The sequence below is a fragment of the Aureispira anguillae genome (assembly GCF_026000115.1).
Taxonomy (GTDB): Bacteria; Bacteroidota; Bacteroidia; order Chitinophagales; family Saprospiraceae; genus Aureispira; species Aureispira anguillae.
On record NZ_AP026867.1, the window covers coordinates 1,775,065 to 1,794,263 of the forward strand.

Annotated in this window: 14 protein-coding genes; 4 read left to right on the forward strand and 10 right to left on the reverse strand. The window is 36.7% G+C overall.

Annotated features, from left to right (window positions below; translation table 11 throughout):
* Window positions 1–6: 6 nt before the first annotated feature.
* Window positions 7–1,536, reverse strand: a complete 1,530-nt coding sequence (locus AsAng_RS06665; RefSeq protein ID WP_264792016.1) for a WG repeat-containing protein — start codon at window positions 1,534–1,536, stop codon at window positions 7–9.
* Window positions 1,537–1,785: 249 nt separating this feature from the next.
* Here AsAng_RS06665 and AsAng_RS06670 point away from each other — a divergent pair, with 249 nt between their 5' ends.
* On the forward strand, window positions 1,786–2,478 hold the full coding sequence (locus AsAng_RS06670; RefSeq protein WP_264792017.1) for a YdcF family protein: 693 nt from the start codon (window positions 1,786–1,788) through the stop codon (window positions 2,476–2,478).
* Window positions 2,479–2,489: 11 nt separating this feature from the next.
* Here the strand turns inward: AsAng_RS06670 and AsAng_RS06675 are convergent, their stop codons facing one another.
* Window positions 2,490–2,876, reverse strand: coding sequence for a hypothetical protein (locus tag AsAng_RS06675; protein ID WP_264792018.1), 387 nt, complete (start codon window positions 2,874–2,876; stop codon window positions 2,490–2,492).
* 426 nt (window positions 2,877–3,302) lie between these two features.
* Here AsAng_RS06675 and AsAng_RS06680 point away from each other — a divergent pair, with 426 nt between their 5' ends.
* Window positions 3,303–5,060 (forward strand): S8 family serine peptidase, encoded by a 1,758-nt coding sequence (locus AsAng_RS06680; RefSeq protein ID WP_264792019.1) that lies wholly within the window; start codon window positions 3,303–3,305, stop codon window positions 5,058–5,060.
* Here the strand turns inward: AsAng_RS06680 and AsAng_RS06685 are convergent.
* Both AsAng_RS06685 and recQ read right to left on the reverse strand, forming a co-directional pair.
* Window positions 5,057–5,587 carry a hypothetical protein gene (locus AsAng_RS06685; RefSeq protein ID WP_264792020.1) on the reverse strand — a complete coding sequence of 177 codons (531 nt, stop codon included), beginning with the start codon at window positions 5,585–5,587 and terminating at the stop codon, window positions 5,057–5,059. The genes AsAng_RS06680 and AsAng_RS06685 overlap by 4 nt on opposite strands.
* Window positions 5,588–5,707: 120 nt before the next feature.
* Entirely contained in the window at window positions 5,708–7,537 is a 1,830-nt protein-coding gene (gene recQ, locus AsAng_RS06690) for a DNA helicase RecQ (RefSeq protein WP_264792021.1), read from the reverse strand.
* Window positions 7,538–8,239: 702 nt separating this feature from the next.
* Between recQ and AsAng_RS06695 the strand changes: the two genes are divergently transcribed.
* Window positions 8,240–8,695 carry a DUF5606 family protein gene (locus AsAng_RS06695; protein WP_264792022.1) on the forward strand — a complete coding sequence of 152 codons (456 nt, stop codon included), beginning with the start codon at window positions 8,240–8,242 and terminating at the stop codon, window positions 8,693–8,695.
* Between the two features lie 121 nt (window positions 8,696–8,816).
* On the opposite strand, the gene AsAng_RS06700 is transcribed toward AsAng_RS06695, so the two are convergent.
* From AsAng_RS06700 to AsAng_RS06710, 3 genes are all read right to left on the reverse strand, one after another.
* Window positions 8,817–10,433: a T9SS type A sorting domain-containing protein gene (locus AsAng_RS06700; RefSeq protein WP_264792023.1), complete on the reverse strand. Its 1,617-nt coding sequence runs from the start codon at window positions 10,431–10,433 to the stop codon at window positions 8,817–8,819.
* 176 nt (window positions 10,434–10,609) lie between these two features.
* Entirely contained in the window at window positions 10,610–10,981 is a 372-nt protein-coding gene (locus tag AsAng_RS06705; RefSeq protein WP_264792024.1) for a DUF779 domain-containing protein, read from the reverse strand.
* A 91-nt stretch (window positions 10,982–11,072) separates the two neighbouring features.
* Window positions 11,073–12,596: an aldehyde dehydrogenase family protein gene (locus AsAng_RS06710; protein ID WP_264792025.1), complete on the reverse strand. Its 1,524-nt coding sequence runs from the start codon at window positions 12,594–12,596 to the stop codon at window positions 11,073–11,075.
* Window positions 12,597–12,844: 248 nt separating this feature from the next.
* On the opposite strand from AsAng_RS06710, the gene AsAng_RS06715 reads away from it, so the two are divergent.
* Window positions 12,845–13,759 (forward strand): AraC family transcriptional regulator, encoded by a 915-nt coding sequence (locus AsAng_RS06715; RefSeq protein WP_264792026.1) that lies wholly within the window; start codon window positions 12,845–12,847, stop codon window positions 13,757–13,759.
* Window positions 13,760–13,832: 73 nt separating this feature from the next.
* Here AsAng_RS06715 and AsAng_RS06720 read toward each other — a convergent pair whose 3' ends face one another.
* The 3 genes from AsAng_RS06720 to AsAng_RS06730 form a co-directional block, all read right to left on the reverse strand.
* Complete coding sequence (locus tag AsAng_RS06720; protein ID WP_264792027.1) at window positions 13,833–14,987, reverse strand: OmpA family protein; 1,155 nt, start codon at window positions 14,985–14,987, stop codon at window positions 13,833–13,835.
* A 90-nt stretch (window positions 14,988–15,077) separates the two neighbouring features.
* On the reverse strand, window positions 15,078–15,938 hold the full coding sequence (locus AsAng_RS06725; RefSeq protein ID WP_264792028.1) for an OmpA family protein: 861 nt from the start codon (window positions 15,936–15,938) through the stop codon (window positions 15,078–15,080).
* A 175-nt stretch (window positions 15,939–16,113) separates the two neighbouring features.
* Window positions 16,114–19,032 (reverse strand): CHAT domain-containing protein, encoded by a 2,919-nt coding sequence (locus tag AsAng_RS06730; RefSeq protein WP_264792029.1) that lies wholly within the window; start codon window positions 19,030–19,032, stop codon window positions 16,114–16,116.
* Window positions 19,033–19,199: the final 167 nt, after the last annotated feature.

The window sequence follows — 19,199 nt, forward strand, 5'->3', positions numbered from 1 at the left end:
AAGACATTAAAGCTCTCCATCAAAATCGGGAGGCAGCATTTTTTGTATGTGTTCATCTGGTGTATCAATAGGAACCTCTACCTTAAAGACATCAGCGGCTACTCGTTCCCCTTTATGGTTGATACAATACGATTCATTTTTTTCAATTACCTGTGCAATGCCATTTTGAAAATGACTAACATAATTGTATTTAAAAGGAATGATCTCATTGCCTTCAATGTCTATAAAACCCCATTTTTCCCATTTTTTAACCCCTGCTAAATTTTCACTAAAATTGTAAGCCGCAGTGTATTTAGGAGCAATAATAATGCTTTGATCCTTGGCATTTACAAAGCCCCATTTATTGGTTTTTTCATCCAAAAAAGGAGTAACATTCTGAAGATAACCAATCAGTTTTAAGGCATGTTCAATTCGGTACAATGCCTCGTGGTTGATACTTTGGATGCTTTCCAACAATAAATCGGCCATGCGTTGGTAGTTCTGAATTTTATACAAACGAGCGGCTTCTTTTAATGTGTTTTCTAGGGTGTATTCACGGTCACAAATTTGAATTTTATGCTCAATGACTTTTCGTTCTGGAGTAAAGTTGCTTTGATGATATTCAAGGGCTGTTGTGTATGCTTCTTTTGCCATTTTCCATTCTAAGGACAAAAAGTATTCATGCCCCTGTGTTAAATGTTGTTCAAAAGGAGCTCTTTTTTCTCGCAAGTCCTCCTCGTCCAAATAAGCTTTTACCTTAGTATACAGTCGTCGAATGACGGCATCATCTCTTAGATCAAGGGCATCTTTGCAATTAAAAAAGCAAGTTTGATAGTCGTGAATTTTATATGCTTCATGTGCGGCTTTAGAATAATGCCTAAAATCTATTTCACGATGACAGATTTCGATATGAGCTTCTATTATTTTTCGATCAGGAGCAAAGCCCTCTCGCCAATAAGCTAAGGCTTCTTTGTATAGCGGTAGGGCACTTCTAAGTTGCCCTGGATGCCTTTGCCAATGGTTAAAAATAGCCTCTGCTTCCGTTATTTTGAGTTTAAAAACTTCTTCCAATTCTGCCTTTCGTTGTCGAACTTTCTCCAGTTTTTTATCAAGTTCCTCTACTACCTGATCAAACAATTCATTTTTTATATTAGAACTATCATAAATAGGAAGCCCTGCTCGTGGCAGCACATCTAAATTTTTGAACACGGTATCTTCCCACCAACAGGTATTCAAAATAATGGGGACAACAATACTTCTTTCGTTATCGTGCTGTTGCAAAGTTTCCCTTAATTCTCTAGAAATAAAAAATGGGGACAAAATAGAGTTGTCGCTCATAAGCAGCAAAACCAAATCAGCAGCTTCTGTTAATTCACGAATGCTTGCTCGACCAGATTCCGAGAGATCTGTACCATCATACCAAACCTTGTTGACCACATAACCCCTGTTTTTTTTGTCCAATTCCATTAGGTACTGCAACAGTTCCTCAAATTGGGCTTGATCTTTAGGGTGATAAGCAATGAAAATATTTAATGTATAGGTTGCTTTTAAGTGCATGGTCTGTTAATTTTCTAATGGGACATAATGTATGGACAAGACGACAAAAGTTAAACTCCTTTCATAGCCATTATCTACATTGTTTTGAGTTTTTTACATTTTTCTAAAACCTTTTTGATGATTTGGTTTTATAATATATAGAACCTTTTTTGCCAATTCTAGACTAGGCAGATTTTTCAACTAATTTATAAAAGGGTGCTCCAAAATCTCAAATTATAAATTAATCTCATAAGAAAAAGAAAAAAAGTCATGGATCAATTAACAAATATAATGAAAAAAATAGCGATACTAGGTGTATTCGCAATATTGCTGACTTCTTGTGTTAGTAGAAGTGCAGAACGTAGTTTTAACCGCTATGCGGAACAACAACCTTATGATGCAATTATTGTTCCTGGTGTTCCTTTTGAAGATGGAGAATGGAGCAACATAATGAAGATGCGAGTACATTGGGCTGTTTATTTGTATAAAAATAACTACACCCAAAATATTATCTTTTCTGGGAGTTCGGTTTATTCTCCTTATGTAGAGGCTAAAATAATGGCGCTCTATGCCGAACAGTTGGGGGTGCCCAAGGCACATATCTATACTGAGGAGCGAGCAGAGCATAGTTCCGAAAATCTATATTATTCTTATCGAGTGGCCAAAGAAAATGGTTTACAAAAAGTAGCTTTAGCAACCGACCCTTTTCAAGGTTCTTTTTTAAAAGGTTTTGCTCGAAAAATAAAACTAGACATCGGCTTTTTACCCGTTATTTTTGACAAGCTCAAAACTTTGGATACCTACACGCCTAAAATAGATCCTTCTTCCGCTTATGTAGAGGATTTTGTTTCTATAACCAAAAGAGAAAATGCTTTGGTGCGTTTTCAAGGAACCATGGGAAAACACATTCAGTATGAAGCCGAAGATAATCCTAAGTTAAAACGAAAGAAGGCTAAAAAATAACTCGATTGCTCTTAGGGAGAAGTGTCTAACCAATACCATTGGTCTTTTATTTTTTGATCGCCAGCATAGGGAAGGCTATTTTTGTGGTAATAATATCGAATGCTTACGGTCTTAAGGTAGAAACTTATGCAGCCATGCCCCAGTTGGAAACTATCTACTGCCGTTTCCCTTAGCAGAGTTTGGATTTGTTTTGCCGTATCTAAGTTTAGCGCCCTATTTAGATCCATTAATTTATAATTACTTAATAGCTGATAAGTACCCTCAGCCTGTATTAAGAGGGCAAGTTTTTGGAGTTGCTCTTCTTTTTGGATAAAATCAAGTTGTCTCGTTATTAAGGAAGGCTGGATTAACAACATCATCCAAAAGGGAAGCACCATTGAGCTCAGAAAATAGTGCATCTTTTTTGTTTTCATCCATATTAGAATAAAACATAGGATAAGAAGTATAAGGGTAGCTGTTCGGAAAAAATTTGCCAAACTATAAAACGTATGGTGAAAACTAAAGAATGGAATACTAAAGGCGATAGCTACCCCTATAACTTTATGATAAATATCTGTTTGCATAAGCTGTTATTTTCAACAAAAAAGCAGCATTCTACTTACAAAACCTATTGAAAATTATTGAACTTAGTATTTGGTTGGCTGGATAAGTATTTGGAAACAAACTTTACAGGTTTAAGTTTGGGTTAAACTTTTTGATTAAAACAGTACATTCTAACCGATTAAAGTTTTTTAGAAAGGACAAAGTGGCTTACTTTGTGTGGCTATTTTGTTTATCAATTACTTGTCGTTGCTATACTTTCCAAATTTTCTAAATCAACAGATATGAAACAACTATTCTGCCTTTTTCTATTGTTAATCAGTTTTAATCTTGGCGCACAAAACAAACCTCATACTTGGGAATCAAAAATTGATGCAGAGGTTTGGAATGCTGCTAGTCAAAAGACAACCTTTGAATATTTTGTCTTATTAAAAGATCAAGCCAATACAAATTATGCCAAGCAATTAAGTACAAAAAATGCCAAAGCAAATTATGTATTTAATACCTTAGAAAATAAAGCGAATGAAACACAAGGAGAGTTGTTGCAATTGATTGTTCAACATCAAGGTGCATATCGCCCATATTGTATTGTAAATGGAATTTGGATCAAAGGAACCCAAGCCTTGATGGAGGCTTTGGCGAAACGAAATGAGGTGCAATTGATTGCTCCCAACCCAGCCATTCGAAATGAATTGCCTAATCGACCTGATTGGCCAGCACCAGCAACAATGCGTAACCCTAAAGCTTCAGAATGGGGAATTGGTAAAATTCGTGCCGATCTTTTGTGGAATCATAATATCAAAGGAGCAGGTGTTGTAATTGGAGGACAGGATACGGGGTATGAATGGATTCACCCTGCTTTGAGAAGCCAGTACAGAGGAGACACCTTAGATCATAATTACCATTGGCACGATGCTATTCACGCACAGATTAGCATGGATTCTATTAATAGTTGTGGTTTTGATGTAAAATATCCCTGTGATGATGCGACACATGGTACTCATACCATGGGAACCATGATTGGAGATGATGGCGCAGGAAACGAAATTGGGGTGGCTCCTGAAGCAACGTGGATTGGTTGTAGAAATATGGAAAATGGTTGGGGAACTCCCGCAACTTATATTGAATGTTTTGAGTGGTTTTTAGCTCCTACAGATACCAATAATTTAAATCCCAATCCAGCTATGGCTCCCCATGTTATTGCCAACTCTTGGGGCTGTCCTACCGTAGAAGGCTGTAATCCTAGTAATTTTCATATTATGCAAATTGCCGTTGAAAATTTAAAAAATGCAGGCGTGTTTATTGTTGTTTCAGCAGGGAATGATGGTTGGAGTGGTTGCCATTCTATTAATAGTCCAGCCGCTATTTACGAGGCGAGTTTTTCGGTTGGTGCAACAGATATTTTAGATACCCTTGCCAATTTTAGCAGTAGAGGGCATGTCACATCAGATGGCAGTTTGCGGCTAAAACCGAATGTTGTTGCGCCAGGGGTAAATGTTCGTTCTTCTATACCAGGAGGTGGTTACGCTGCTTATTCTGGCACAAGCATGGCTGGCCCTCATGTAGCTGGAGCCGTTGCGCTGTTGATTAATGCCAAACCAAGTTTAGCAGGGAATGTAGATTCACTTGAAACCTTGTTAGAGATGACGGCTGATAGCGTTTATACCTATCGAGATGATACTTGTGGAACGACTCCCCAAACGGTTTTCCCAAATAACATGGTTGGATATGGACGCATTAATTTGTACAAGGCATTAGAGATCATTCGCCCTGATTTGATGGTAGGAACTACTAAGTTATTTACACATCAAGTGCAAATTTATCCCAATCCAGTTGCTAAGACGCTTTATCTTCAAACTGCGAACCCAATGGGAAAATGCACGGTCACAATAACTACGGCTTTGGGGCAGGTAGTTCGCCATTTTGATACCTATTTTTCTACTATTTTAGAGATGGATTTAGGCAATTTGTCGAGTGGTGTTTATGTGGTTACAATAGAAAATAAGCAGGAAAAGGTTGTAGGGAAACTGGTGAAAGATTAGGATGATTTAAGCCAGTTTTTGAATACTTTTTTTAAGGCTTTTAGTTCATAATAACTCGGAGCCATTAAATAGGTAAGGGTTTTTTGATCTTTAATTTGAATGGACAGTTTGGTTAGTTCATAGTTGATAAGACTATCTTCTTGATGATCTAATTTGATTAATACCTTGTCAAAACTAATATGGTTGATTTTTTCAAGATCAATAAAAGCAATTTTTTTGTGGAGCAGAGTTTGACGGACTATGATTAAAACATCGGTATGCAACTGGAAATGATAAACCGTCGTTCTTAGAATGCCTTTTATACTGATTCCTATACAAAAAACGAATAGCCCAATAAATAGAAGGGGAGCATTGGGGTTAACTTTGGGAACTCTAGAAAGCTGATGGGGGTAAATAAATAGACTATGAGGACACCATTTTATACCTAGGTATAAAATACCAGTACTCAAGATTAAAAATAGTAGAGAGCGGAGCAAAAGAAAGCGTTGGTCAATTTTTTTTAAAGGAACAGAGGTCTTAGATAGCAAGGTATAGAAATTTTAGTAGTTGTTCTTATACAACACTATTAACTAAATAAGCAGTTCCTACTTCTTGTGTCAATTTGAAAATATTTTAGATAATTTTTCAAATTGACACCTTTTTTTAATCTAATTCTGACTATTAAATTCCTGAATTGCCCGAATAAATTGTTTTCCATACCGTTCAGCCTTGTGAGCACCTACTCCGTTAACATTCATAAACGCATCCAATGTGGTAGGAGCCTTGGCACTCATGTCTTTTAGGCTCGCATTGCTAAAGACAACAAAAGCAGGCTTATTGATTTGTGCCGCCAATTTTTGACGCAAACCCCTTAAGTGTTCATAGAGAGAGGGGTTACTTTCTAGGATTAATTTGGGAGCTGCTTTTGCTTGTTTTTTCTGAGATTCTTGACGCTCTCTTATTACATCATAGCTCACCAATTTGACAGGAGCCTCGCCTTTTAAGATTTTCCAACTATAATCGTTTAATTTAAGGTTGTAATGATCTTTGTAGTCCAATTCTATAATCCCTTGTTGGATCAACTGCTGAATATAAAGTTGCCAAGCAGCAGCCGTTGTTTTTTTGCCTACCGCAAAGGTTTTGATTTCGTGGTATTGCTTTTCACGAACGGTTTCCGTATAAAAGCCTTTTAGTATATCAATAAGTGTACTAATGCTAATTTGCTGATTGGTTCTAGCAATGGCAGAGAGCGCCATTTGAGCAAGCAACGTTCCTTCAAAAAATTTAGGCGGATTTTTGCAGACATCACAATGGCCGCAATCTTTCTCTAATGTTTCACTAAAATAGCTCAACAGTATTTTTCGGCGGCAAACCTGTGCCTCTGCATATTCTTGCATGCGTTTTAGCTTTGCAATTTGAATATCTCGATAGGTTTCATTGGCAATATCGCCAGCGAATCCGAGGTGTGTTTGCACATCTCTATAACTATAAAACAGAATGGTATCTGAATCTTGCCCATCTCTACCTGCTCGACCAATTTCTTGGTAAAAACTCTCTAAATTGCCAGGCATATTATAATGAATAACATAGCGCACATCAGGCTTGTCGATTCCCATCCCAAAAGCAATAGTAGCACAAATGACATCCAAATCACCTTGAATAAAGGCATCTTGCGTTTTTTCTTTGAGGCGATTCATCATGCCAGCATGATAGCAGGCCGCTTTTACCCCATCAGCCTTTAGTTTTGCCGCCAAAGTTTCCGTTGATTTTCGGCTGCTACAATAGATGATGCCACTTTTATTGGCATATTTATGGACAATGCGAATGATTTGCTCCCATTTTTTTTGACCAGGCAAAACCGATAAAGAAAGATTAGAGCGATCAAAAGAAGACAAAAAAGTCTTGGGCTGCTGCATGCCTAACAATGCCCCTATGTCAGAGCGAACTGCTTTATCAGCAGTAGCGGTTAGCGCAACCATGGTAGCTTTGGGCAATTTATTTTTGAGTAAATACAGTTTCTGATATTCAGGTCGAAAATGATGCCCCCAACTACTGACACAATGTGCTTCATCAATCGCAATCAGTTGAATATTTAATAAGGTTAAAAAAGAAAGAAAATTAGGCGCAAAAACCCTTTCAGGAGAAACATAAAGCAGCTTTATTTCATTGCGTTCTAACTTAGTTTCTATTGCTTTTTCTTCTGCTGTGCTAAGGCTAGAATTTAGATAAGCAGCAGAGATGCCGTTGGCATTAAGTCCCTGAACTTGATCTTTCATCAGTGCAATAAGCGGAGAAATAACCAGTGTTAGTCCATCTAAGAGCAGAGCAGGAACTTGGTAACAAAGCGATTTTCCTCCCCCTGTAGGCATTAATACAATGGTATCATTGCCCGCCAAAATATGTGTTATAATGGCTTCTTGTTGATCTCGAAAGCTATTGTACCCAAAATGCGTTTTTAATTTTTTGTAGAGATTGTCTTTGTTGTGTTTTGTGATCATTCTGTTGGTTCTCATCAATAACTTTGGAAAAATAGGCAATAACAGTTTCTATGGCAGATAGGCGATTGAGAGCAAAGCATCCTATTGTGGTAGAAACAAAACGGAAAGTTATTGTATTTTTCTGATAATACAAACCAATAGTCGGCTAAAAATTAGCAAACACGAACTTTAAAGGACTCTGTTATCAGCAGTATGTTGGGTATGCTTTTTAGGGCTTTACTCGAAAGAACCTTGGATTATTGGTAGCGTTATTTTGGTATTCTTATAGAACGAATAAAAATAATCCTTTTTAGGGGCAAATTTTTAGTTCATGGTGTCTATGGGGATTTTAGATGGGCAATTATTTAGCGACTTCAATTAGAAAAAATGTCAATTTTAGAAATATTCTCTTTCTTACATTCTTTGAGTTGAGTCAATTTTGTATTTTTGTTCCACTTTCGTAAATAATAAAGTATTTGACAAAATATACAGATCTAGTTGAGATAAACGCTCAGGTGTAAAAATTGTTAAAGGCTTTATGAATGTAAAAAATACTATTAAAAGACGTTCTTTTGCCAAAGAAGTTGTTTAAAAATGGAGTTACTTCGTTATGCGTTTCACTGATGAGCCTACAAGCTGGGTTTGTGAGTGCTTTAGCTACACTGATTTTCAGTTCTTAAATAATTCCTAAATGGTCAAAAGATCTTAAAAGAAACATAAACAATGAATTTAGAGAAACTTGTAGCAGTTAGTGGTCGTTCTGGAATATATAAAATGGCAGCAAATCGCCCTAATGGATTAATTATTGAAGATTTGGATAGTGGGAAAAAGTTTTTTGCACCAAGTAGAAGACATCAATTTACACCATTAGAATCTATTTCTATTTATACAGAAACAGAAGAAGCTACCGTAGAATTGAAGACGGTATTTGTTAATATGTTGACTCAAGTTGAGACCAACCCACCTGTTCATACGAAAGCAAGTTCTACAGAAATTAAGGATTATTTTGAAGGAATTTTGCCTGAATACGATAGAGATAAGGTATTAGTAAGTGATATTAAAAAATTGATTAAATGGTTTAATTTCTTAAATTCTAGAAATTTATTGGAATTGCCAACGGAAGAAGAGCTCGCTGCTGAAACGGAAGTGGTAGAAGAAACCAACGTAACGGAAGAATAAAAATAGTAGAATACAGGGGTGATCTTTTATCTTGATTGGTACCTGTAGATGCTAACAATATAATAAGGCAGTCTCCGCATTTGCGAGGACTGCCTTTAATTTTTGGTCTTTGGTGAATAGCTTATAATTTTTGAATTAGATCTTTTGACCATATTGTTTTAAGGAGGTAGAGACCGCTAGGAAGATTACGTATATCTATGTAAAAATTATTCGTTTCTTTTTTGATGGGAACATCAACCTGTTGACCATAGGAATTATATAAAATAGGAGCAGGCAGTTCTTCTTCAGATGTTAATGTAAGATATGAATCACTAGGGTTAGGATAAATTGATACATTTAAATAGGGAACTTCTATGGCTTTGATTTCACTGTATAAACTAATATTGTCAGGATGGATCGTTTTTAAGCGATAATAAGACAAAGGAGCAAGTGGCGCAGCATCTATATAAGTGTATTTTTGTTGCTTGTTTTTATATTGCCTGCTACTCAGTGTAGACCAAGAAACCCCATCCGTTGAGCGTTCAATAAAGTATTGGGTTCCCTTTTCTTCTTGGTTTACAATCCACGATAGGTTGACTTCTCTGGCTGAGCGTTTGGTTACATCAAACCGTATTAAATCCAATAACACAGTTTGTTCAAAACAAGATGCCAAGGGAGGGCAGGAGAAAATGACACTGGGAGCTACTGTTGAGCTAGGAGCCGCATTAAGGGTGACACAAGCAACCAATGGACCAAAAAGTGTAGCGCTATTGTAATTATTAAGTGCGCCAGACCCTCCATCTGATCCTATATATCCACAATCCGTTGTACCTATATTGCCATAATTATGGATGGAGCCACTAGACCGAACACGCCCATGGTTTTCTAAAAGCCCATGATTGGTAAAGCTTCCATTAATAATTACATCTCCCTTTTCATCCACATAACAGTCACAACCATAATTATAAAATTCTACGCCTGAATAGTTGAATAAATCACTATTGGTAGAAATGGGACCATAGTTGGTTACTATTGTTGCAGTAGAAGATTCAGAGATATAAATATCTCCTTGTGCAGATATGCTACCACGATTAAGCATAGTCGTACCATCTGTAATATCTAAATAACCATTGCTTGCAATGCTCGCTGAATCTGCATTATAAAAATAGGTCGTATTGGCAGATAATTCTAAATCCCCCGAAGTAATGGCTCCATGATTCAATAAACTATCGGCTGCAAACAAAAATTGAGGACTGCTTGGGCTGTGACAACTGGTGCTGTTCCCAAGAATATTGATTTCACCATAGTTTTTTAGCACAGAATGGTTAACAATTCTTACTTCTTGGCTAGTCCAAACGCCACCATAATGATTAATCCAAACGGAATTGGAATATCCAGATCCTACCAAATCTACCTCTAAGACTCCATAGTTTTCAACTCTTCCAGGAGTACTCATGGTATAACAAGATATAGTACCATGGTTAAGCCAGATGGCATTTCCCCAAGCATTCAAACTTTGGCAGCTAGAAGCCTGAAGAGAAGCACCAGAATTAACCAACAATTGCCAAGCTGCTCCTTGGGGGGAAACATCCATAACAATAGCGTGATTAATGGTTACTGTATAATTTCCCCATGTGGGTGGGGGTGTTCCTATATTCCATGTATTAGGATCAGACCAATTACCATTGCTGATCGTTGTATATTGGGCGAAAAGAAAATGAGGGACAAGTAAAAACAATAGGGATTTGATGTAAACCATATAAATTAAAAATTTTACCTTGAACAACCATAGATGTTCAATAACATTAATGAAGTGTGTAAAAAATGCGAAAGTAGCCAAAATAAATTTCTTGGAGTAGAAATTTATTTTTAGTTAGATTTTTTGCCTTTGTAATAGCTGGCAGAAAAGATGAGATAGCTTGCTTGATAGCTTATTTATTCTGCGTTTCGGATGGGAGATAATTGAGAGATTTCATCTGTAGAGAATAGGCGAGACTTTGTAATAAAACGAATTCCCATAGGAATTTCTAAGGAAAAACTAGAACCTCGTCCTTGTGTAACGTCTATGGTTAATTGTGTATATTTCCAGTATTCAAACTGATCTTGTGACATAAAAAAGCCACAATTATGAATGTCACCTAGCCAAATGTCTGTTTCGTTAAGCATCAATTCTCCTTTAGGAAAACACATTGGAGCAGAGCCATCACAACAACCAGCACTTTGATGGAAGATTAATTCACCATGTTCTAATCGCAACTGATCAATTACGGATTTGGCTTCTGGGGTAATCAAAACTCTAGGAATCATTTTTTTAGTATAAAAATCCCATCCCTAGATAGACGGGGAGTCTATCCGCTGGATGGGATATGATTGAAATAGTGAACAGTATTGATTTTCTTTAGAAAAACCCTAATGCATTCTTATCGTAAGAAATCAGCATGTTTTTGGTTTGACGATAATGATTCAGCATCATTTTGTGCGTTTCACGGCCAATACCAGATTTTTTGTACCCGCCAAATGGTGCATGGGCAGGATAAGCATGGTAACAGTTGACCCAAACACGACCTGCTTCTACCGCTCTTGAAATTTGGTAAGCTTGGTGCATATCTCTTGTCCAAACGCCAGCTCCTAAACCATAAGGGGTATCGTTGGCAATTTCAATGGCTTCGGCTTCGTTTTTGAACGTAGTAACACAAACTACAGGACCAAAAATTTCTTCTTGGAAAACACGCATTTTATTATTGCCTTTCAAAATCGTTGGTTGGATATAATAACCACCTTCTAGCCCTTTGTTGTAGGCTGTTGCACCTCCTGTCAGGACTTCGCAGCCTTCTTCTTTTCCTATTTTGATGTAATTTAAAATTTTCTCGTATTGGTCATTAGAAGCTTGAGCGCCCATCATCGTATTTGGGTCAAGTGGATGCCCCAACTGAATGGCGTTGGTTCTTTCGACTACTCGTTCTATAAAAGCATCATAAATACTTTCTTGCACAAGAATACGAGAAGGGCAGGTGCAAACTTCTCCTTGGTTGAGGGCAAACATTACAGCACCTTCTAAGCATTTATCGAAAAACGCATCATCAGCATCCATAATACTTTCAAAGAAGATATTGGGAGATTTTCCTCCTAATTCTAATGTTACAGGAATGATATTTTTAGAGGCATATTGCATAATCAATTGCCCTGTTGTCGTTTCGCCTGTGAAAGCAATTTTGTTGATTCGAGGGCTAGAAGCCAATGGTTTGCCAGCTTCTAAACCAAAGCCATTAACAATATTTAAGACACCAGCGGGTAAAATATCTTGCACCATTTCTGCCCAAACCATTATACTTACAGGTGTTTGCTCAGCAGGTTTTAGTACAACGCAATTGCCTGCTGCTAATGCTGGTGCAACTTTCCATGCCGCCATTAAAATGGGAAAATTCCAAGGAATAATTTGCCCAACGACTCCCAATGGCTCAGGTATATTTAGAGAGACCGTAGAAGCGTCTAACTCGCTAACGGAACCCTCTTCGGCACGAATAACGCCTGCGAAATAGCGAAAATGGTCAATTGCCAAGGGAATATCTGCCGCTCTTGTTTCACGAAGTGCTTTTCCATTGTCCCATGTTTCGGCACGTGCCAAAGTCTCTAGGTTGGCTTCCATTGCATCTGCAATCTTGAGCAATATATTGCTACGTTCAGTAGCAGAAGAATTGTTCCATTCTGGAGCTGCCGTCCAAGCTGCATCAATTGCCAAGTTGACATCATCAGCGTTAGAACGAGCGATTTGTGTAAAAATTTTCCCATCTACGGGAGATATATTATCAAAGTATTGCCCATTGGTAGGAGCAACCCATTTGCCACCAATGAAATTATCGTAATGAGGCTTAAAAACGGGTTTTTCAACGACAAAACTGATGGATGTTTCAATATTGTTCATATTTCTATAATTTTAAACGATTAGTGATTGTTTTGAGATTGTTCTTTTCTTTTTAGGAAAAGTTCTGAGTCTTTGTTTGAACTCAAAATTATATATGGTTTTTGTTTTTTAATCGTCTAATTCTATTAAAAAGGTGAACAATCCTTGCAAAGTTGCTCTAATTTGATTTTTTAGCCTTTAAAAATTTGATTAGCGCTTATTTTTCATGATCTTAAAGAATCAATACACATGTAAAAAATAGGTTTCAAATGCTGCTATCTGATAAATTGTTAAAAAATCGCCGTTTGGAAACACTAGTAGAAAACCAAACTTCTTTTGCATTGCAAAGTGCAGAACTGCATGTGTTTGAGACCCACCAAGAGGCGGAACAGGTGTTATTAAAGTTTAGCCAACCCATTTTGGCAAGTATGTTAGAGGGAAAGAAGGTGATGCACCTCAACGATATGACGGCCTTTGATTTTTTGCCTGGCGAATCGCTCATTTTACCACCCAATGAGATGATGTGCATTGATTTTCCAGAAGCTAAAATGGATCGTCCTACTCGTTGTTTGGCAATGGCAATCTCAGAAGCTAAAATAATGGAAACAGTCAACTTCTTGAATGAGAGTCGTGCAAAAATAGACGATGAATGGAAGTTTACAGACTATAATTTTCACTTTACCAACGATATTGCCATTCAGCAAATTGTTCATCGTTTGCTATTTCTGTTCACAGAAAATCATCCATCTAAGGATGTTTTTGCAGATTTTATGTTGAGAGAATTGATTATTCGAATTCTACAGACAGAAACTAAAAAGATCTACACCAGTAAGGCAATGAAATTGAGTAGCAGTCATCGACTGGCTTTTATCATTCAGTATATACGACAAAATTTAGAAAAAAATCTAACGATAAAAGAACTCAGCAATAAAATATACATGAGTGAGTCCAACTTTCATCGTGTTTTTAAGAACGAGCTCAATATCTCGCCCATTGATTTTATCAATAATGAACGCATAAAATTAGCAACCAGTCTATTGCAAGACCCTAAGAAAAAGATAAAAGATGTTTATATGGAGTGTGGGTTTAATAGTTTGAGTTACTTCATAAGAGTTTTTAAGCGAAAAGAGCAACTTTCGCCCAAAGAATACCAACTGCGAGCTAACTATAAAGAAGGGATATAAATGGATTAAGTACAAAAAAAATGACCCATTCTAGTAAAAGAAAGAGTCATTTTATAGAATAAAACTAGCTAATTTAGTTCTCCAAAAGGTTCATAATTTCGTCCAATTGAGGAGACAAAATGATGTCAGTTCGGCGATTTTTTGCTTTGCCTGTATCAGTATCATTAGAAGCAACAGGAACATGTTCACCACGTCCAGCAGCCGTAATTCTTTGCGGAGTAACCTTATTTTTTATCAATTGGTTGACAATAGATAACGAACGTTTGGTACTTAATTCCCAGTTCATCTTCTCATCTCCATCGCTATCCGTATGCCCTTCTACCAAGACATTAATTTCCGTATTTTTATTAAGTACCTCCGCCAATTTAGTAATGGCACTAGCTCCTTTGCTATCTAGTCTAGAGCTTCCCGTTGCAAACAACAAATTTTGGCTTAAAGAAACATAAACCTTTCCATTGCGTTGTTCAACACTTAAGTCAGAGGCTTCAAAGCCCAATAAAGCCTGAGATAATTTATCTTTTAGTGCTTTGGCTTTTGCATCCCGTGCAGCAATCGCACTTTCTAGTTCTTTCACTCGTTGTTCCCGTGCAGCCAAGCTACTTTCTAAGTCTTTGACTTTTGTTTCACGAGCTTTGAGGCGATTTTCTAAATCTTTTAATTTTAGCTCACGCTCTTTGAGGCTTTTTTCTAATTCCGATTTGTCCCCTTGAAGATTGTTAATATTTGCATTTTTATTTTCCAAATCTTTTTGAAGGCGATCAATTTCTGCTCGTTCCTGATCCATTTTTTGTTTTAGATCAGCCATGTCTCGTTCACGGCGACGAATTTCGTCTTCTTTGCGACGCAACTCATCTTCCTTACGGCTAACCTCTTCGGTTAATTCTCTTCGTTTACCAGCAGCTTCTTGCGTTAGCTTTTCATTCACTTCAAGTAATTTGTCATAAAGTACTTGAAGGTCTTTGTTTAGTTTTTGTTGTTGTTCATAACGGGTTTTAATTAGCGTATAGTCCTTATCCAACTCTGCCAGCTCCTTTTCAATTTTTTGGATTTCAGACTCCGCCAATTCTCTTTGTTCATTGGCTTGTTTGGCTTCTTCTATTGCTTCTCTAGTTTGTCTTTCAGCGGCATTTCTCGCTGTTACTTCTTCCTGAAATCGTCTATTCGGGACACAAGAAAGCAAAGTGCCAAAAAGGAAAATAATGAAAATATAATTTAAATGTTTTAGCATAATTACCTATTTATTGATATTCGTTAAGAGCAAATTAAAAATAGTGTTAAATATTGTATTCATACACAGTAACTTTAGCCTAGTTTGGCTTTATTTAGCTGGTATTAACTTTAAAAGTTGATTATTCTGATAGTGTAAAATTATTTCTGTTCGGCTATTTTGGTGCTTGGCGTTTGGAGTTTCTTCCGACACCATAGGATGACCTTCTCCATAACCAATTACCCTGATTTTGTTGGGAAGAGTAGTTTTTTGAGTTAACGTATACAAAATAGAAAGCGTTTTTCGAGTGCTATTTTTCCAGTTTTCTTTGAGATCTCCACCCGTTGGCATATGCCCATGGATGTCAATGAAAACAGAGGGATAACGACTTAGGATTTCTGCTAATTTATGTAAATTATTGCGACCAGTACTAGACAAACGATTGGTAGAAGCAAAAAGACTGCTATGATCGATGGTCAAAATTAATTCTCCCTTGTCCAATAACTGTGTCATTTTTATTTCAGGGATACTTGCAAAATTGATTGAAATATCTTGCTGAATGGCATTCAAAGAACTATTAATATAAGAGAGCCTTTTTTGCACATCCAAAAAGGGAGATAACTGTTTTTGATGTTGTTGTTGCTCTGCTTTTAATTGCCCTTTGGTTTGTTGCAATTGAGTTTGATAGCTAACGAGTGCTGCCTGAGCTGCATCTAGTGCCGCTCGGTCTTCTGCCAACTGCTGCTTGAGGCTTTTTATTATTTCTGTTTGTTCCTCATTGGTATAAGAAGAAGCATCTTTTAATTTGTTCAATTCACGCTTGGCGGTTGACAGTTCTTGCTTTGTATCCAATAATGTGGTTTCTAATTTTTGCTTGCCTTCCTCTAACTGTTTAAATTTTTTAGTACTTACGCAGCTAGAAGATAAGGACATTAGGATTAGTAAATAACCCAATGGGAATAGTTGTTTCATTCAATTGATTGATTCGTTTATTGGTAATTTATTGGTCAAAAAGCAAAAGTATATATTTTATACGATGCTAAGCTAACGGTTTTTGATAAAAAAGAAAAGATTTCTTAACGGCTAAATAGAAGGAAATTTTAAAAATCTATTCTATTATAGAAATAAATATTTGAAAGTCTATTTCTTAAACTTTCTTTCGGAGAAAGAGCCGTGCTAAAAAAACAATTATAATACCAAAAAATAAGAGCAAAAGGCCGTTGACAAAAGAGAACAACTGAAACGCACTTAAAGTCAGCGGTTCTTGATTGCCCAATTGTATGAATGGAGCCCAAAGTGCAGGGTGAGCGGCTATTCCATTTCTTTGTTTAAGGTAGGTTAACTTGGCCGATCGAAGTGCAGCACTTTTAGATTTTCCTTTTTTTAATTCCGTATAAAAAAAGCGCATAATTTCGGAAGTAGAATAGTCGTTGACCTGCCACAAACTCACGACTAAGCTAGGGACACCCGCATGCATAAACGAACGGGCTAGAGACATGATGCCTTCCCCTTTTTCAAACTTTCCAAAACCTGTCTCACAGGCACTTAAGACAACCAATTGAGCATTTAGGGGTAAATTGCTGATTTCAAAAGCATGCAAAAAATTGTCTTCTGTTTGGGCACCATCCTCTGTAAAAGCCAAAGAAGAAGCGATTGGATTTTTTTTGTTGAGAATCCCATGCATGGCTAGATGGATAAGCCCATAATGAGGGAGGTGTTTTTTGAACAGGGTTTCATTGGCTTGTTGATCATACAAAAATATCCCTTTAGTGACTTTTTCTAAGGCTTTAACCTCGTTAACAGCCGCAGGCAGTGGTTTTAAATTTCGGCGAAACATCAAATCTTCTTCGGACCTGTTTTTTTGGGTAACCACCTTGTTTTTATAATCGGCAGCAACAGCCAATAGTTCTACTTGCTTGGCTTGTGTATCGTACTGCTGTTTATTTTGTAATAATAAAGTACCCGAATAAGAGTATTGAATTTCATAATCGTGGATCAGGTAGTTTTTATGCTGGTAATCAACAGAATGGTCTTCTTTGATCGAAGCGGTAAACGCTTCAAAAGGCAAGTGACCTAACAAATGATCGGGGATAATAATTAAGTGCTCATTAGAGCTGTTTTGGAGTACTGGTTTAAGGAGCGTTGTATAAAATTTGTGGGAAAGCTTATCATAGGTTTGGTTGGCAATGGTAGCATTGGCTTGTACATACTTCAAGTCCGTTAGTACTTTTCTAAATGCTTGAATATCCTTGGTGTAATTGCTATCTAATTGAATGCGTTGAAAATTAGCTGTTTGTTGCGTTGCACTCCAGATGTAAACATCTGGAAATTGAATATAATAGGCAATAAGGGTGGCTTGTTGGTCTAATATGATTTGTTGGATTTCTTGGACAGAAGCAATATGATTTTTGTATTTTAATTGATAATACAAAGGGTAATCTTTTTCGAGTTTTTGGATCAAAACCTCTAATGCTCGCTTCTTAGCAAACAATGCTTCTTGAAGTTCATAGGGGGGCTTTCGCTTCTTGTTAACCTCTAGTATTTTTTTATCTAATTTGCTAATGGCTTTTTTGAGTTGGTTTTCTTTTTGGATTAGACTGTCTGGAATACCTCCAAAATTAAGAGCTCTTTTAGAACTAAGGGCACTCGTTAAGGTCGCATCTCGACTGCGTTCTGCCAATTGAAAACCATCCTCTAAATATTTTCTGTCCTGCGTCAATTCATACAATTGGTGAGCGAGTTTAATCCCTATGGTAAAGGGCATAAAATTTTTGTTTAGAATCTTTAGTTTGTCTTGGTCGCTCAATTTATTTTTGGCTTGATCCAAAATAGCTATTTGGGCTAAAACAGTTTGATGTGCATGTTTTAGATTGGCAATGTCCTTGTTTTTTTTGTACAAGTGTTGGAATGCCATCGTGCGGTTATTTAAATTTCCAATTGCATTAATTGGATCTAATATTTTGTATTTAGCTATGATTGGTAGTAGATCTACTAAGGGAGTTGTATCTTTGTAATTTAACGTGTTGGCGATAAAGCTCTGTTGACTAGCGATTAAAGCATCATCGTGACGCCCCATCATATTGAGCAAAATCGTTAAATTGCCATAAGCCAGGGCAACATTGGGGTTGTGAGAACCAAAAATACGAGTTTTGATAGCGATTGATTTTCTAAAATAAGTTTCCGAAGTAGCTAAGTCATTGAGCTGTGCATAAGCAATGGCTAAATTCATATAAGCCATCGCTGTTATCGTACTAATCGCACCATGTTCTTTGGTAGTTGCGGCTATATATTCATGATAGATGCTCAATCCTTGATCTGTTTGCCCAACTTGGAGATAATGACCTGCCAAATTATTGAGCAATGAAATTTCTAGGCGGCGGCTGGTGTGGCTACTGTCTTTTTTGCAAATGACAAGCGCCTTTTTGATGTAATGCAATTGTTGAGTATAATCTCCAGCTTTAAAATAGCCCATTGAAAATGATCGATACAATCGAGCTAGATGAAGCGGGGTGGTTTGGGGGCTATTTTGATAAATCGCTAAGGCCTTGTTAAAATATTCAATCGCTCTGTTGGTTTGCGTTTTCTCTTTGTAAAAAATGCCTATTTTTTGATAATTATTAGCCAGTTCCAAGGTTTGGTTTAAACGATCTTTATTGTAAAAAACAATCAGTTTTTTTCCTTGTTTTATTGCTTTATCGTAATGCCCAATTTGCTCATAAGAAGATCTTGCAACCCAATGTGTATAAATGGATGGCTGAATAGAATCGCTATAAAGTTTAGCAATCTGTAAGGCTTTACGAATATGTAGAATTGCTTCAGCATAAGATTCTTCTAGTCCTAGATAATTTGCTTTGATCGAATGATAAATTTGTTGTTCAATGCTATTAGGAGTTAGTTTTGGGAGTTCATTTTGCTCAAATGCGTTTAAGGCTTTATGGATGGGAGTTGGTGGATTGCTCGCTAACATTTTTTGTAGCGCAGCTAACTTAGCACGTGGAGATGCTTCTTTTTGGGAAAATAGAATATTGGGGGAGAAAAATATAAAAATTAGTACTATTAATTTCATGAAATCTTTGTTCTTTTGCATTCAAACAAAATAGGGAGTAGAAGGAAATTGTTTTAAATAGTTTTGCTGTGGAATGTGACAGCATAAAATAACTAAGTTAAGAATTTTAATTTAAAAGTTAAACTCTAAAGTGTCAAGCCTATTCACCAAATCAAATAACTAACTTA